17 protein-coding genes are annotated in these 15,444 nt (G+C 62.4%); 12 read left to right on the plus strand and 5 right to left on the minus strand.

Going from position 1 to position 15,444, the window contains the following annotated elements:
• Positions 1-161 precede the first annotated feature (161 nt).
• Entirely contained in the window at positions 162-350 is a 189-nt protein-coding gene (locus QKE52_RS04495) for a helix-turn-helix domain-containing protein (protein WP_010189818.1), read from the plus strand.
• A 242-nt stretch (positions 351-592) separates the two neighbouring features.
• On the plus strand, positions 593-694 hold the full coding sequence (locus tag QKE52_RS04500) for an AURKAIP1/COX24 domain-containing protein (RefSeq protein WP_003855542.1): 102 nt from the start codon (positions 593-595) through the stop codon (positions 692-694).
• A 119-nt stretch (positions 695-813) separates the two neighbouring features.
• Here QKE52_RS04500 and QKE52_RS04505 read toward each other — a convergent pair whose 3' ends face one another.
• Positions 814-2,079, minus strand: coding sequence for an HNH endonuclease signature motif containing protein (locus QKE52_RS04505; protein WP_347948243.1), 1,266 nt, complete (start codon positions 2,077-2,079; stop codon positions 814-816).
• Positions 2,080-2,231: 152 nt separating this feature from the next.
• On the opposite strand from QKE52_RS04505, the gene QKE52_RS04510 reads away from it, so the two are divergent.
• Complete coding sequence (locus tag QKE52_RS04510; protein WP_070681434.1) at positions 2,232-2,810, plus strand: LURP-one-related family protein; 579 nt, start codon at positions 2,232-2,234, stop codon at positions 2,808-2,810.
• On the opposite strand, the gene QKE52_RS04515 is transcribed toward QKE52_RS04510, so the two are convergent.
• On the minus strand, positions 2,807-3,823 hold the full coding sequence (locus QKE52_RS04515; RefSeq protein WP_347948244.1) for an HAD-IB family hydrolase: 1,017 nt from the start codon (positions 3,821-3,823) through the stop codon (positions 2,807-2,809). The two genes, QKE52_RS04510 and QKE52_RS04515, sit on opposite strands and share 4 nt — an antisense overlap.
• Positions 3,824-3,929: 106 nt before the next feature.
• On the opposite strand from QKE52_RS04515, the gene QKE52_RS04520 reads away from it, so the two are divergent.
• From QKE52_RS04520 to QKE52_RS04560, 9 genes are all read left to right on the plus strand, one after another.
• Positions 3,930-4,169: a glutaredoxin family protein gene (locus QKE52_RS04520; RefSeq protein WP_070513456.1), complete on the plus strand. Its 240-nt coding sequence runs from the start codon at positions 3,930-3,932 to the stop codon at positions 4,167-4,169.
• A 105-nt stretch (positions 4,170-4,274) separates the two neighbouring features.
• On the plus strand, positions 4,275-5,651 hold the full coding sequence (locus QKE52_RS04525; protein WP_347948245.1) for a glutamyl-tRNA reductase: 1,377 nt from the start codon (positions 4,275-4,277) through the stop codon (positions 5,649-5,651).
• Positions 5,652-6,542, plus strand: coding sequence for a hydroxymethylbilane synthase (gene hemC, locus QKE52_RS04530; protein WP_070513451.1), 891 nt, complete (start codon positions 5,652-5,654; stop codon positions 6,540-6,542).
• Positions 6,543-6,720: 178 nt separating this feature from the next.
• Complete coding sequence (locus tag QKE52_RS04535; RefSeq protein WP_347948246.1) at positions 6,721-8,403, plus strand: uroporphyrinogen-III synthase; 1,683 nt, start codon at positions 6,721-6,723, stop codon at positions 8,401-8,403.
• An 85-nt stretch (positions 8,404-8,488) separates the two neighbouring features.
• On the plus strand, positions 8,489-9,466 hold the full coding sequence (hemB, locus tag QKE52_RS04540) for a porphobilinogen synthase (protein ID WP_049154862.1): 978 nt from the start codon (positions 8,489-8,491) through the stop codon (positions 9,464-9,466).
• A gap of 10 nt (positions 9,467-9,476) precedes the next feature.
• Entirely contained in the window at positions 9,477-10,190 is a 714-nt protein-coding gene (locus QKE52_RS04545; RefSeq protein ID WP_102234350.1) for a hypothetical protein, read from the plus strand.
• Complete coding sequence (locus QKE52_RS04550) at positions 10,187-10,684, plus strand: hypothetical protein (protein ID WP_046647804.1); 498 nt, start codon at positions 10,187-10,189, stop codon at positions 10,682-10,684. Before QKE52_RS04545 ends, QKE52_RS04550 begins: the two co-directional genes overlap by 4 nt.
• Positions 10,685-10,722: 38 nt before the next feature.
• Positions 10,723-11,763, plus strand: coding sequence for a uroporphyrinogen decarboxylase (hemE, locus tag QKE52_RS04555; protein ID WP_102234349.1), 1,041 nt, complete (start codon positions 10,723-10,725; stop codon positions 11,761-11,763).
• The gene (locus QKE52_RS04560; RefSeq protein ID WP_347948247.1) at positions 11,764-13,146 is read left to right on the plus strand and encodes a protoporphyrinogen oxidase; all 1,383 of its coding nucleotides are present in this window, start codon (positions 11,764-11,766) and stop codon (positions 13,144-13,146) included.
• 195 nt (positions 13,147-13,341) lie between these two features.
• Here the strand turns inward: QKE52_RS04560 and QKE52_RS04565 are convergent, their stop codons facing one another.
• The 3 genes from QKE52_RS04565 to QKE52_RS04575 form a co-directional block, all read right to left on the minus strand.
• Entirely contained in the window at positions 13,342-13,596 is a 255-nt protein-coding gene (locus tag QKE52_RS04565) for a Txe/YoeB family addiction module toxin (protein WP_010189797.1), read from the minus strand.
• Between the two features lie 5 nt (positions 13,597-13,601).
• Positions 13,602-13,859 carry a type II toxin-antitoxin system prevent-host-death family antitoxin gene (locus QKE52_RS04570; protein ID WP_070701461.1) on the minus strand — a complete coding sequence of 86 codons (258 nt, stop codon included), beginning with the start codon at positions 13,857-13,859 and terminating at the stop codon, positions 13,602-13,604.
• Between the two features lie 68 nt (positions 13,860-13,927).
• Positions 13,928-15,439 carry an ATP-binding cassette domain-containing protein gene (locus QKE52_RS04575; RefSeq protein ID WP_347948248.1) on the minus strand — a complete coding sequence of 504 codons (1,512 nt, stop codon included), beginning with the start codon at positions 15,437-15,439 and terminating at the stop codon, positions 13,928-13,930.
• Between the last annotated feature and the right edge of the window lie 5 nt (positions 15,440-15,444).

Raw genomic sequence — 15,444 nt, forward strand, 5'->3', positions numbered from 1 at the left:
CATTCGGGCTTGATGGGGAACAACGGTGCGAAAGAGGAAAAAATTGGCACTTGGGTCGCATTAGTCACAGGTTTCACGCTAAGCTGGCAGGAGCGCGTGCGTGATAGTCCTGTGGGAGGGGAAGCCTACAGCGCGTCACGTGCTGAAGGGTTAAATAAACTATGACGAATGAAGATAAGGGAACTTTCCTGACCATCGCCGAAGTTGCGGAGATCATGCGTGTCTCCAAGATGACGGTGTACAGGTTGGTTCATGCAGGTGACATGCCGGCAGTGCGCGTGGGACGCTCGTTCCGCGTTCACGAATCTGCCGTCAAGGAATACCTTGAGGCTTCCGTGTACGGAGCCTAACGCACACCTCTCTCTGGCAGCGCCCACCACTGCGGACCCTCGCGGTCCACGGCGGTGGGCGCTGCCGTTAGTTTTGGTGCTGGGCAGGCCACTAGGTAAGATAGTGAACATTCGTTTCGGCACTGGTATGCCTGTGTCTCCCCGTTTCGCGGGGCCGCCTCGAGTGCACCGTGGGTGGTTTTATTCCAGGCGTTGCCGGCCGGGTTACGTACGTACTGATACCGAAAGTGAGGAAACCTGCTATGGGTTCTGTCATCAAGAAGCGCCGCAAGCGCATGTCCAAGAAGAAGCACCGCAAGATGCTGCGCCGCACCCGCGTTCAGCGCCGTAAGCTGGGCAAGTAAAGCTTCGCCTTGCAACTCCCCGCATGGTCCTTTTGGGATCGTGGCGGGGAGTTTCTGTTATCTTTTCTCCTTCCCGTCATTTCAGATAACCGCGCCGTCGTTTCAGACGACGAAGCTGCTTAGAACGGAATATCTTCCTGCGGGGTGCTGGGGGTACGGGGTTCCTCGGCAGCGGCTTGTGCTTCCTTAGCTTCCTGCTGGGCGCGCTCGCGGGTGGCCGAAATCTTTTGGGCTACCGTCTGGGCCCAACGCTTGTTCTTCTTTGCCAGCGGGCCGGTCGGCTCCGTCATGGCCCACGTCCCATCCTCGTAGAGCCACACGATGTCCCCGGTATGCGGATCCATGATGTAGTGTGCGCGCCCATCAGTCTTCATGTTGTGATGGTGCTGGCACAGGCTGGCCAGGTTACGCGGATGTGTGGCACCGCCATCGGCGTAGTTAATGCGGTGGTCCATTTGGCACAGGTAGGCCGGCCGGTTGCATCCTGGAGCGCGGCAGGTGCCGTCCCTGCCCTCCACGTATTTGCGGATGAGCTCTGAGCAAACGTAGCTGGCTGACTCCGGCGGCTGCGAGGAAAGGTCGCGCGTGCGTGTTGCGGGAATGTCCTGTGACGTCCAACCATGCCCTTGGACGAAGGTAGGGGCGTTGTCAATGTCGGTGGCCTGATAGGTGTGCAGAATGACGGTCGCGGGCGGAGAGATGCTGCCGGCGATGAGCTTCTTCAGGGCGTCAGCCTGTGAGAGGCCGTTCTCCTTTGCTGCCTGCTTGATGTAGCCATCCAGAATCATGCCCGTGGCGCTATCCGTATTGAGCTCGAGGATGCCGCGCTCGCCAGTATCGGTAAAAGTATATGAGTCCTTCTTCGGGGAATCGCGGAAGGAAAAAGACTTGTTGATGCTCTTGCAGATATCGCGCACCTTTCGTCCAATCTGCGCCGGGGTAGGAAAGACCTGGTTTGGCGAGGTAGGGGTGAAGAAGGTGACCAGGGCGTCGTCGATAAGCGCGAGTGTTTCCGCAGGCAGCGCGCCCAGCTTGGTCAAGGTGCGGTCGATGGTGATGAGCGCTTTCATGTCGAGCAAGAACTGGCTGTCTTGCAGGGCCTTGACCTGCGGTAGCTCCGTGAGGCGGTGCACGGCTAGACAGCATTCACTAACGGTGTAGTCCCCGACGCCAAGCTTGGTGACGAGCCTCTGACACGCGACACCGAAATCCTCATCGAGGTCTGGCATGGCGGCTACCCACGAGCGGTAGTCTGCGCGGCGAGCGGCGCTGCGTTCTACGGCGAGGGCGCAGTCAGGGTTCATATGGGAAAAGTAGGCGGTTTGGGTGGCGGTGTTCACGGTATCCCCCGGGTTTGACGTGTCGATGATATGTTCTAAGCGCACTATAAAACATGTCCCGGACATCTATCTCTACCTGGCATTATTGGGATATCTGGGAGGGGGTTATGGAGCCTGTATTTGTCGCTATACACCGAGTGGGGAGTGCCATCCTTCTCGCCCCACAGGAGCTCATCGCGTACGTAAAATGGCGAACTATGTTGCCTCGACTCCTCACTCTTAACAGCCTGGTTATTTCGCAGACCAAGTCCTTCATGCAAGATGAATTCCTGATCGCCGATGACGAGGGCGTGCCCGTCGGGACGATTCTGCAGTCGACGAGCCTGAAGGACATGTTCTTCAACGCCTCCCGCAGCCTCCAAGTTGCCTTCACGGATGAGCAGGGAAACCCGCAACAGCCGCTCATGGTGATCAAGGATCCGCCCAACTTCGTGCAGGATACCTATGAGGTGTATCTGCCGGGCGTCGAGAAGCCCATGGCGATCGTGACCAAGCGGTTTGCCATGTTCAAGACGCGCCTGAGCCTAGAAATGGAGGGCTTCCCGGAGATCGAGATTGAAGGCGATGTCTGGGATTGGAATATCACGATTACCAGCCAGGGGCAGCCGCTGGCAGAGGTGCGCAACGAGTGGGGAGGCGTGGGCAGGTTCCTAGCCGGTAAGAATACCTACCGCCTCAGCATCGCGCCGGGGCTGGACCCGCAGCAGCATGCAGGGTTGATTGGTGCGGTCATGTGCATGGACATGCTGCGCACTAAGGCTCAAAACAGCAGTTAGCGGCGCACGAAGCGCCAGCTGCCATAGGAGAAGAGCGCGGTGGCGAGTGCCGGGAGGCCGTAGGTGCGCACGGCCTTGCGTACCGAGCGGTAGTCGCGGATGAGCCAACCTTTTTCCTCGGCGATATCGCGCAACTTGGAGTCGGGATTAATGGCCACGGGGGTCCCCACCATGGAGAGCATCGGGACATCGTTGGCGCTGTCGGAGTAGGCAGTGCAACGCTCAAGGTCGAGGTTCTCCAAGGTGGCCAGCGCCGCCACGGCGTGCTTTTTACCTGGGCCGTGGAGGATATCGCCGACGAGGCGGCCGGTGAAGCGACCATCTTTAACCTCCGCCACGGTGCCGAGCGCGCCCGTGAAACCGAAGCGCTGCGCCAGAATCTGCGCCAGCTGCACGGGGGTGGCGGTGACCAGCCACACCTGCTGGCCGGCGTCGAGGTGCATCTGCGCCAGCTGCTTCGTGCCCGGGTAGGCCTTCCGGGCCATCGATTGGTCCACGATGCTCTCGCACAAGGCCACCATCTCATCTACCGAGCGACCCTTGACGAACTCGAGCGCCTGCACGCGCCCAGCGGCCACGTCGGCGGCATTCTCCGATCCGGAAATGCGGAACTTGAGCTGCTTCCAGGCAATGGGAAGGATCTCTGAGAGCTTGAAGTAGCGACGCCGCGCGAGGCCCAAGGCAAAGGACACGAGCGAGGACCCTTGGACCAAGGTGTTATCCACGTCGAAGAAGGCAGCAGCGCCGGCGTCTTGGGGGATGTCTGGGTCGGGCTCGGTTATGGGGCGCGACCCCGCCGATTCGAAGGAACCCTGGACGGAATCGATGCCGGAGGAGAAGGCGTCCAGGTCGATACCGAAGAGGTGCTCCACGGCGGCGGCTGCCGACGCCTCACCGGCCGCGCGCTGGTGCTCTTCGCCGAGCGGGGCGAAAGCCTGTTGCTCCAGGAAATTGCGCAAGTTTCCCCTGCTAGCGGTCCAATTGGCAAGGAACTCGCGGGGAGAATCGGGCATACCAGGAGGGAGCGGGAGGGGCACGCGTTCAGCTTTCATAGGGTGGGCGGACTAACGTGTCCATAGTAAACCGCGAAACGTTCTACGTCCTACCGAGGAGAGCTTTATGTCCCACGTCGTCGAACTGATGGTGCGTACCACGTGCGGCTCCTGCGCGCGCGTGCTGGAGCAGATTACCCCGGTGGTTCGTCACGCTGGGGCAGAGCTTAAGGTATGCAACGTCGATGAGGATGCAGAGCTGGCCATGGAATACGGCGATCGCGTTCCTGTTGTGGTTATTGACGGAGAGGAATTCTCCTGCTGGGAAGTGGACAATGAGGAGCTAGCGCAGGCGCTGGCGGACTAGCTTTCTGTGGGCACTTCCGTGAGTTTCGGAAACGAGATGACAACTAGTAGTCTTTTGGATGATCTATGTCATCCAAAGGGATGATGCAAAACTGGAGGGTTGTGCATGAGTGTGCTCGTCGTGGGCATGTCGCATCAGTCGGCGCCGGTGGCGCTGCTGGAAAAGCTGAGCATGGACGAGACCGTGCAGAATGACACTTGCCGGGCCATGGTGTCGGCGGGCTCGCTGAGCGAGGCGATGATTATCTCCACCTGCAACCGCCTCGAGGTATACACCGTCACCAACTCTTTCCACACCGGGGTCCAGGATGTCGTGCGCAACCTCGCTGACGTTTCCGGGGTGGAGGAGGAGAAGCTGCGCTCCTATCTCTATGTGCGCTATGCCGACGCCGCCGCTGAGCACCTCATGATGGTGGCCTCAGGCTTGGACTCGATGGTGGTAGGGGAGCAGCAGATCATCGGCCAGGTGCGCACCGCCTACCAGTTTGCTTCGGAGCAAGGAACCGTCGGCCCGCGCATCCATGCGCTGGCGCAGTCCGCGCTGCGCACCGGCAAGCGGGTGCATTCCGAAACCGAGATCGATGAGGCGGGCTTCTCCATGGTCTCCTTTGCTTTTGATCAGGCGCTGAGCCGCATGGGCAGGGAAGATCTCGCGGGCAAGCGCGTGCTCATCTTGGGCGCAGGCGCGATGGCTTCGCTCGCGGCAACGCACGCGGGGCGCCTGGGTGCGCAGCTAATTATCGCGAACCGCACCATTGCCCGTGCGGAGCGCGTGGCACAGCATGCCCATGAGGCGGGCGTGTACGCGGACGTTATCGACTTCTCGGAGCGCGCCCAGGCCCTGCGCGATGTGGACGTGGCAATTTCCGCCACGGGAGCCCAGGGCTTCACTATTACGGCGGCCGACGTCGAGCGCTATCACGTAGCCGACCGCGAGCTGATGCTCGTGGATCTCTCTCTGCCGCGCGATATTGATGACGCTGTGGCAGAGGTCGAGGGAGTCGATCTGGTCAACATCGAGAGGCTCAGCAACTCCCTGCAGGCAGCCGATACCGACCTGGCCGCCGGTACCAGCCCGCACGCGCAGGCGCGGCGCATCGTCAGCGAAGAGCTGGAAGCCTATGCCTCTGAGCAACGCGTCCGCGACGTCGTCCCGGCGGTCTCAGCTCTGCGCAAGCGGGCCGCGAACCTGGTCCAGTGCGAGGTAGCGCGGCTGGAGCAGAAGCACCCGGAGCTGGATGAGCGCCAGATGGGAGATATCAATCGCGCCCTCAAGCGCGTTGCGGATAAGCTGCTGCACGAGCCCACGGTCCGCGCGAAGCAGCTCGCGGCGAACTCTGGCACCGTGAGCCACGAGACCGCACTGCAGGAGCTTTTTGGACTCCACCTGGAGGGCAGCGGCGTCGCCGTGGACGTGGCGGAGCTGCCGGACGCCGCGCAGATGGAAGCCGCGGAAAGCACTAAGGAAGAAAAGGACGCATAGATGTTGAAGATCGGTACCCGAGGATCCCTCCTGGCCACGACTCAGTCGGGCCACGTGCAAGAGTGGCTGCAAGAGGAAGGCTATGAGGCTGAGCTGCACATCGTCACCACGCAGGGTGACGTCAATATGGCTCCCGTGGAGCGCATCGGCGTGGGCGTGTTTACCCAGGCCCTGCGTGAGGCCGTCGCCCGCGGCGAGTGCGAGATCGCAGTGCACTCTTTTAAGGACCTGCCCACGGCTGCCGACGAGCGCTTCGACCTCGTGGTTCCGCAGCGCCAGGACGTGCGCGAAGCACTTATTGCCCGCGATGGCCTGACCCTCAAGGAACTGCCGGAGGGCGCGCGCGTGGGTACGTCTGCCCCGCGCCGCATCAGCCAGCTGCGCGCGATACGCCCAGACCTGGACATCCGTCCGCTGCGTGGCAATATTGATACCCGGATGGGCAAGGTCACCAGCGGCGAGCTCGACGCCGTCCTCTTGGCCTACGCCGGCCTCGTGCGCGCGGGTTACGCGGATCGCGCCACCGAGGTCTTCGATCCGGAGATCTTCATGCCCGCGCCCGCGCAGGGTGCCCTGGCCATCGAGGCGGTCAAGGGGACCGAGGCGGCGAAGGCCATCGCCCTGCTTGCCGACGCCCCCGCTACCGCCGCCACCCGCGCCGAGCGCACCGTACTTTCCCAACTGGAGGCCGGTTGCACCGCGCCGGTGGCCGCTACCTCCCACTGGGAGGGCGATCAGCTTGTCGTGCGCGGTGGGGTCTTCGCTCTCGACGGCTCCCGCCAGCTCATCGCTCAGGCTCAGGGAACAGCGGACGAGGCTGAAGAATTGGGGCGCGCGGTCTCCAAGGAGCTCTTCGCGCAGGGAGCTGCAGACCTACTGGCAGCGGAGTAATCGCACGTAGATTTTTGGTTTCGGGCCTTTTCCTTTAGTGTGTATCTAGCACACGATCATTGAGAGCAATGATTAAGGGCCCCTTAACTCGCGAGTGAGGGGCTTTCTTATCTCCATCCCGCGCCTGCCACGCTTCGGCGCCGGGGCACTCGGAACCCACAAACTAGAAAAGAACCTTATGAGCAATGCCGTGCCGGATACCCAGCCTGAGCTGGGTAAGTCTGATCTGGGCAAAGTCGTCTTCGTCGGTGCCGGCCCAGGTAATCCTGATCTGCTGACCGTCCGCGCCCGCGAGGTTCTGGAGACCACCGCTAACGTTGTCACCGACGCGGGGGTTTCGCAGGGCGTGCGCGACATGGTGGCGCAGCAGGTGCCGGTTCCGCAGGAGCTTCTCGACGCCGCCGAGGAAGAGTACGAGCGCATCTGCGCCGCGGCCAAGGAAGCGGGCGCGCGCCGCAAGCCGCCGCGCCCAGCACCGCCGACGGCGGCGGTCTTTGAGGAGGTCGAGGGGGACGTCGTCAAGCAACTGCGTAACGCGCTCGAGCGCGCCGAGGGCCACGACGTGATCCGTCTAGTTACCGGTAACCCGCTCAACCGCGAATCCATCAAGGCGGAGATTACCGCCGTGGCCAACGCGGGCATGGAATTCCAGGTGGTCCCGGGTATGTCCCTGCCTTCGACGGTTCCCTCCTTTGCGGGCATTGCTCTCGGTGCCACGTACACCGAGGCCGACATCACGGAAGGGGCGGACTGGGACGCGCTGGCCACCGCGACGCAGCCGCTGGTTTTGCAGGCCACGGCGGATGACCTGCCGGTCATTTCCGCCGAGCTGGTGGAGCGCGGAATGCCCGCGGAGACGGAAGCATATGTCACCGTTCACGGCACCACGCGCCTGCAGCGCACCCACGAGACCACGCTGGGCACGCTGGGCAAACTTGATGCTGAGCTGCCGGGTGAGCTCGTGGTGACGCTGGGGCGTAGCTTTGATGATCGCTCGAAGTATTCCTGGTGGGAGAACCGTTCGCTCTATGGCTGGCGTGTGCTGGTGCCGCGCACGAAGGAGCAGGCCGCGGCAATGAGCGCGCGCCTGGCTGGTCACGGTGCTATCCCGCAGTCGGTGCCCACCATCTCCGTGGAACCGCCGCGCAACCCGGCGCAGATGGATCGCGCCATCAAGGGCATCGTCGAGGGCCGTTACAAGTGGGTCGTGTTCACCTCCGTGAATGCGGTGAGCGCGGTGTGGAAGAAGATTGCGGAACTCGGCCTCGATGCCCGCGATTTCGCCGGCGTGCACCTCGCCGCGGTGGGGCAGAAGACCGCCGATGCGATTCGCTCCAAGGGCATGGTGCCGGAGCTGCTGCCGCCGGCAACGAAGCAGAACGCCGAGGGTCTCGTCGAGGTTTTCCCCAACTATGTTGAAGACATCGACGCTGTGGGGCGTGTGCTGCTGCCGCGCGCCGATATTGCCGGCGAGGCGCTGGTGACTGGCCTGCTGGACTTGGGCTGGGAGGTCGATGATGTCGTGGCTTACCGCACGGTTCGTGCGGCCCCGCCGGCCGCGGAGATCCGCGACATGATCAAGACTGGCGGTTTCGACGCCGTGGCCTTTACCTCGCCGTCGACGGTGCGCAACCTCGTCGGCATTGCCGGCAAGCCGCATGCCCGCACCATCATCGCCTGCATCGGCCCCTCCACTAAGGCGGCGGCCGAGGAAGTGGGCCTGCGCGTGGACGTGGTCCCAGAGGTCGCGGACGTGCCGATGCTTGTCGACGCCCTCGCTGACCACGTCGCGGCCCTGCGCGCTGCCGGCAACCTTCCTGCTCCGCGCAAGAAGCGCCGCTCGCGCAAGAAGACGGCGTAGACCGCTTCTGGGCGGGCAGGAGAGGGGCGACTAGAGTCGAGAAGGTAGTTCAATTTTCTCGTAGCTCAAAGGAGAGTTTTTACTCATGAGCATTGCTCGCCGCCCCCGCCGCCTACGTCAGAACCCGGCTTTTAGGGATTTGGTTGCGGAAACCTCGCTGCGCCCCTCCGACCTCATCCTCCCGATGTTCGTGGTCGACGGTCTGAATGAACCCCGTGATATCCCCTCCATGCCGGGCGTGCAGCAGCACAGCCTGGATTCCCTCAAGCGTGCTGCGCACGAGGCCCTTGATGCGGGCGTGACCTGCGTTGACCTCTTCGGCGTGCCGCGCGAAGAGGATAAGGACGCGACCGGCTCCGTGGCCTGGGACCCGCAGGGCATCCTCAACGTGGCGATTGCGGAGCTGCGCCAGGAATTTGGCGATGACCTCATCGTCATGGCGGATACCTGCCTTGATGAGTTCACCTCCCACGGCCACTGCGGCGTGGTCGATGACCAGGGCCGCGTGCTCAACGATGAAACCGTGGAGCTCTACCAGGACATGGCCCGCTCCCAGGCACGTGCTGGCGCGCACATGGTCAGCCCCTCCGGCATGATGGATGGCCAGATTGCCGCGATCCGCGAGGCCCTCGATGAGGCCGGCCACGAGGATGTGGCGATCATGGCCTACTCGGCCAAGTACGCTTCGGCCTTCTTCGGTCCCTTCCGCGATGCCGTGGGCTCCTCCCTAGAGGGGGACCGCCGCACCTACCAGCAGGACCCGCGCAACTTCCGCGAGTCCATGCTGGAGGTGGACCTGGACATCGAGGAAGGCGCGGACATTGTCATGGTGAAGCCTGGCCTGCCGTACCTCGATGTGCTGGCCGGTGCCGTCGAGCGTTCCTCCGTGCCGGTAGCTGTTTACCAGGTCTCCGGTGAGTACGCGATGATTCAGGCCGCTTCCCAGAACGGGTGGATTGACGGCGAGGCCGTTATGCTGGAGTCCTTGACCGCGTTCAAGCGCGCGGGTGCGGATCAGATCCTGACCTATTTCGCCACGGACGCCGCCCGCTTGCTCAAGTAAAAGGAGAATCGTGACGTTCAGCCCGAACACTACGCCGTCGGCACACAAGCCGACGGGGCAGAATAAGGAGCCGGATAAGGAGCACGCCAAGCGCACCGAAGCCGTCTCCCTCATGCTCAAGGTGTGGACCGTTGCCCTGGTGCTCGAGGTGGTGCACCTGGTCTTAAGTATCGTGCTCACCTTGCTGAACCGCGATGAGCTCTTTGCCCAGGCCCGCAAGACCGCGGAGTCTGCGGCGGAGAAGTCCGGGCAGGACGTCAGCGATGCCTTCGTACAGCTCGTGGGTTATGGCTCGGTGGCGTTCAGCTCGCTGATTTCACTCGCCATCGTCGTGCTGCTGGGCATCATGCTGGGCTTTATCCACAAGAACTCCAAGGCAGCCGGTACTGGCCGGCGACTGTGGTTCGCTTTTTCCCTCTACTTTGCTCTCCGCGTGCTCATCGTTTTCATTAGTAGTCCCGCCGGGGCGAACGTGCCGGACTGGCTATTCCTGCTCGATGGTGCCGTGCAGATCCTTGTCGGCGTGGCGGCCGTGATGGGCTTGATGTTCTCCACCAAGGAAGAGATACTCGAGTACACCGGCGAGATGGAGCAGCTGCGCCAGATGCGCAAGGAGATGGAGGAACAGCGCCGCCAGGAAAACCTGGAGGAGCGCGAGAAGAAGAATAAAGATAATAAAAACAAGGACAGGGAGAAAGAAGACAGCAAGGACGGCAAGCGATGAGCGAGCGCCCCGGTCCCGCGGACTATAACCGCCGCCCACGCCGCCCTAAGAAGCAGGGTGAGCAAGACTTTTCCACCTGGCCTTCGCAGCTGCGCATTGCCTACTGGGTCTGCGTGATTGCCGCAATTGTCATGCTCACCGCCGGAATGGTGGGGATCTTTGGTTCCTATACATCGGTGACGAACACCCAGCTCAGCCCGGAGCAGGTGGACTATATCCGCTTCAACACGCGTTTTGCGGCCATCTCCAACGTGGTGGGTGCCGTCATCATCGCGGCCTGCTCCGCGCAGCTGGCAAGCGGTTCAGTATGGGCGCGCCGCATCATCACCGCGGTGTCTGCCTACACCATGTTCGTCAGTATTGCGGCGCTGATCGCGGGCGTGGGTGGGTTGCTCTTACTGCTTATTCCGATGGCGCTCATGGTGGCCATCTACTTCCTCTTTCACCCGGATTCAACGGCTTTCATCAAGGCCCGTCGTGCCCAAAACTCCTGATTGGCGCCTACTCCAACTTTTGATTCATAATGGACGGTATGTCTCGACTGTCTGATGCGCCGCTGATTGCTGCCGCTACTGGCCACACGCCCTCCCGCCCGCCCGTCTGGTTCATGCGCCAGGCGGGGCGCTCTTTGCCGGAGTACCGCAAGGTGCGCGAGGGAATCAGTATGCTGGATTCCTGTTTCATGCCGGAGCTCCTCGCGGAGATCACCCTGCAGCCGGTGCGCCGCCACGACGTTGATGGCGCCATCCTGTTCAGCGATATCGTCGTCCCGCTCAAGGCCGCGGGCGTTGGCGTGGAGATTGTCCCCGGCCGCGGCCCCGTCATGGATGCACCCGTGCGCACCACGGAGGATGTTGCCAACCTGCCTATCCTCGACGTCGACGTGGCTGAGGTCCGCCAGGGCATTGAGATCATTCTGAGCGAGCTCACCGACAAGCAGGCCCTCATCGGTTTCGTCGGTGCTCCCTTCACCTTGGCCAGCTACCTCATCGAGGGCGGCCCTTCGAAGAACCACGAGCGCACCAAGGCCCTGATGCATTCCGATCCGGACACCTGGCACCACCTCATGGAGCGCCTCACCCCGACGATCATCTCCTTCCTGGAGCTCCAGCTGGATGCCGGCATCGACGCGATGCAGCTCTTCGATTCCTGGGCGGGCTACCTCAACGAGCGCGATTACCGCGAGTTCGTGCTGCCTTATTCGGAGCAGATCCTCAAGGTCGCGGAGGGCCGCGTGCCGCGCATTCACTTCGGCGTGGGGACCGGCGAGCTGCTCGGCGCGATGTCGGAGGCCGGTTCTGAGGTCATGGGCGTGGACTACCGCGTGAGCATGGATGCCGCCGCGGCCCGCGTCAACGCGGACATTCTCCAGGGCAACCTCGACCCGGCTCTGCTGTTCGCCGGCGAGGATGCGGTGCGCAAGGAAGTACGCGCCATCAAGGCTGAAGTAGATGCCGCCCGCGCGGCAGGCAACCTGCGTGGACACATCTGGAACCTTGGCCACGGCGTGCTGCCGACCACGGAGGCGGAGGCCATTACCCGTGCCGTCGCCATCATCCACGAGGAGGGCTAAATGAAGATCGCGATCATCGGTGCGGGCCTCGCAGGCCTGACCGCGGCATGGGAAATCAAGCAGAACACTGAGGGCTCCCACGACATCTTCGTCTTCGAAGCAGCCGACCGCATCGGCGGCAAGCTGCACACCGTGGCCTTCAACGGCGGTCCGACGGACATGGGCGCGGAGGCCTTCATCCGCCGCCGCCAGGACGCTGTGGACTTCTTCACGGAGCTCGGCCTGCAGGATTCCTTCGTGGAGCCCAATCCGGAGTTGCGCCCGCGCGTGTACACCGGCGGCGAGCTGCACTTCCTGCCGCAGGGCGGGGTCATGGGTATTCCTTCCGAGCCGCAGGACTTCTTCTCCGAGGCGACCAACGAGCGCATCACCAACGAGCAGCCCTTCGAGTGGGAGATCGGCGGGGATGTCTCTGTGGGTCAGCTCGTGCGCCAACAGTACGGCGATGACGTGGTGGACCACGTGGTCTCTGCGCTGCTCGGCGGTGTCTACTCCTGCTCGGCCGATGACCTGGGCCTGCGCGCCACGGTCCCGCACCTGGCGGCCACGCTGGACACGTTGGCGAAGGACGGCCCCGTCACGCTGTCGGCGGCAATCAAGCAGATTGAGTCCGGCCGCAGCCCAGCCGAAGGCTCCGTCTTCGGCACCTTCAAGGGCGGCTACGCCGAGCTCTACGAAGCCCTGGCTGAGAAGTCCGGCGCACAGATCCACCTGGACACCTTCGTCTCTGGTGTCACGCGCAAGGGCGATGCCTTCGAGGTCAAGGGCGCGCCGGGGGATATCGGTCCCTTCGATCGCGTGTTCTTTGCCACCCCAGCTCCCACAACCGCGCGCCTGCTCAAGGCCGTGGCCCCCGAGGCCGCCCAGGAGCTGTCCACCGTCCAGCTGGCTTCCTCTGTGGTTGTCGGCTTCAATTTCGCCTCCGCCACGGATCCGGAGGGCAACTCCCTTCCGGAGGCCACCGGTATCCTCGTCGCCTCCGATGAGCCTGACCTGCGCGCCAAGGCCTTCACTCTCTCCTCTAATAAGTGGCCGCACCTGAACGAGCGCGAGGGCTTCCTCGTGCGCGCCTCCTTCGGCCGCTTCGGCGATGACGCCCTCGTGCGCGCGGAGGAGGATGACCTGGTGGACTACGCCCTCGATGACCTGCAGAAGATCACAGGCTTCGACGGCCGCGCCGCCGGCGTGGAGGAGATCTACACGCAGCGCTGGTTCGGCGGCATCCCCCGCTATGACGAAAAGCACCTGGCCACCGTTGCCGCCGTGCGTGCCGCGCTTGCCGACGTCCCCGGTATCGCCACCGCCGGCGCCTGGGCTGATGGAGTCGGCGTGCCCGCCGTTATTGCCGGCGCCCGCGCTGCCGCGCAAGCACTCGTCAGCTAGCTCGCTGTCGGCGCCTGCCTTTTGGCACCTCACACAAAGGGCGCGCCGCAAAAGGCATCTGATAAAAGGCATCTTTGGGTCTAAAAACGCCATTTGCCAAGCATAAAAGGCGTTTTTGGCCGTGAAAACGCCTTATGACTGATGCCTTTTGTCAGATGCCTTTTAGACAGAGGCGATACGGGAAGTTGACGCTAGCTAGTAGTGGTATCTGCACCCAGCAATCTCGATGGTCACGCCCTTAATGCGATAGATCAGTCGGTGCTCTTCCGTAATTCGCCGAGACCAGAACCCGGCCAACTCGAACTTGAGTGGTTCGGGCTTTCCTATCCCTTCATTGCCGTTTCGTGCAATGTCTTTAATGAGGCTATTGATTCTCTTGAGGATCTTCTTGTTGTGAGCTTGCCACCAGAGGTAGTCCTCCCATGCTTCCTCTGTCCACGAAAGAATCATGAAGCTTAATCTTCCTCAACGAGCTCGTGCTCCGTTGCTTCCCCGGCGTTGAGGCTCTCGATGGAGTCAAGCAGGCGCTGGGCATTGCGAGGGGAACGCAGAAGGTATGCGGTTTCGCGAAGAGAGTTGTAGTCATCTAAGGAAACGATGACTGCAGACTCATGACCACTACGAGTGATGATGACTTCCTCACGGTCATCAACAACAGACTGCAAAACTTCGGCGTACCGTGCTCTCGATTCCGAGTAAGACATGGTTTTCATCAGCCTTCTCCCTTCTTGTACAAGAAACTGTACAACGAAAAGAGGATGAGCGCTAGAGAGGTTTCAGTTTATGGGGCCACGTGAACGGTGCGCGTCAGATTGAGCTGCTCGCATACGTGCTCGTCGTGGCTGACCAGGATGAATGCCCCGCGGTAGCTCGTGAGCACCTCAATCAGCCAGTCGGTGGTGGGGATATCGAGGTTGTTCGTCGGTTCGTCAAGAAGCAGAAAGCGCGGGGCTGGGTGGCTGAGCAAGACTCGGGCGATTTCGACGCGGAAGCGCTCGCCACCAGAAAGCTGGCCCACGGGCTGGTGGATCTTGTCGTTGATAAAGAGCATCTGGGCCAGCTGGTCGCGCAGGAACTGCGGGTCCGCGCTGGGGTTGGCCTCCCGCACGATATCGAGCACAGACTTCTCCGCGGGCAAGACGATGCGTTGGCGGATGTATCCGCAGGGCAGCGCGTAGTCGACGTCGCCGCGGGCGACGCGGTTGAGGAAGGTGGTCTTGCCGCTGCCATTGGGCCCAGCGAGGCGAACGCGCTCGGGGCCAGTAATACTCAGCAGATCGCTGACGAGCACGCGGGTGCCCGCGGGAAGCTCAGTGCCGGGGAGATCGATGTGGACATGGGTGTCGTCGCGAAGCGCGCGCTGTGCCTTGTCGTGTGCTGACTGGGCGGCAGCGACTGCATCGTTGGCCTGTTGAGAACGCCCAGCGGCCGAGCGCTCAGAGCGGTTCTTGTCCAAGCCCATGGCCATGCCGGGTTTGCGCTTCGAGGCGGCGAAGTTCTTGCCGCGGCGGGCATCGCGTGCAATGCGGGTCTGCATAGCGGCGCGCTCGCGGATTTGTTTGCGGTGTTCGGCTTTGGTTTCCCTGACCTTGGCCTGCGCGGAATCCTGCTCAGCATCAATTGCTGCGCGGTACGAGGAGTAGTTTCCTTCGAACTCGCGCAGGGTTCCGTGGTAGAGCTCCGCGATGCTATTCGCGTGCTCGAGGAGTTCGCGGTCGTGTGAGACGACGAGAACCGGCATCGGTGCGGTGCGAATGAGTTCGAGCAGGCGCTGGCGTGATGAGGAGTCCAGGTTGTTGGTGGGCTCGTCGAGGATCAGGAAATCCGGGTTGCGAAAGAAAGCTGCGGTCAGCGCCACGGTCACGGCTTCACCGCCTGACAGTGTTCCGATGGTGCGCTCTAAGGGGAAGGGGATACCCGCAGCGTCGAGAGCCGCCTCGATGCGTTCTCCTAGATCCCATTGCTCACCAACTGCGGCGGCGAGCTCTTCCGAGTATTCGCCAGCCTCAATGCGGGCAATGGCGCTGAGAATCTCTGTCGCGTCAAAGACATCGGCGATGCTGTCAGACGTATGGAGGCCTAAATCCTGGTCGACATAGCTGACTGAGCCCGCGGATACCGTTCCCGAAGTCGGGGCAATGAGGCCCGCAAGTACCTTGGCCAGCGTTGATTTTCCGGAACCATTCGCACCCACCAAGCCCGTGAAGTGGGAGGAAAACGTGCCGGTGAGTTCCGTGAAACAGGGGGTGCCGTCGGGCCAAACGACGGTGAGATGAGAAAAAGAAATAGGCATGAAGA

Source organism: Corynebacterium sp. c25Ua_47 (assembly GCF_039907205.1).
Taxonomy (GTDB): domain Bacteria; phylum Actinomycetota; class Actinomycetes; order Mycobacteriales; family Mycobacteriaceae; genus Corynebacterium; species Corynebacterium hiratae.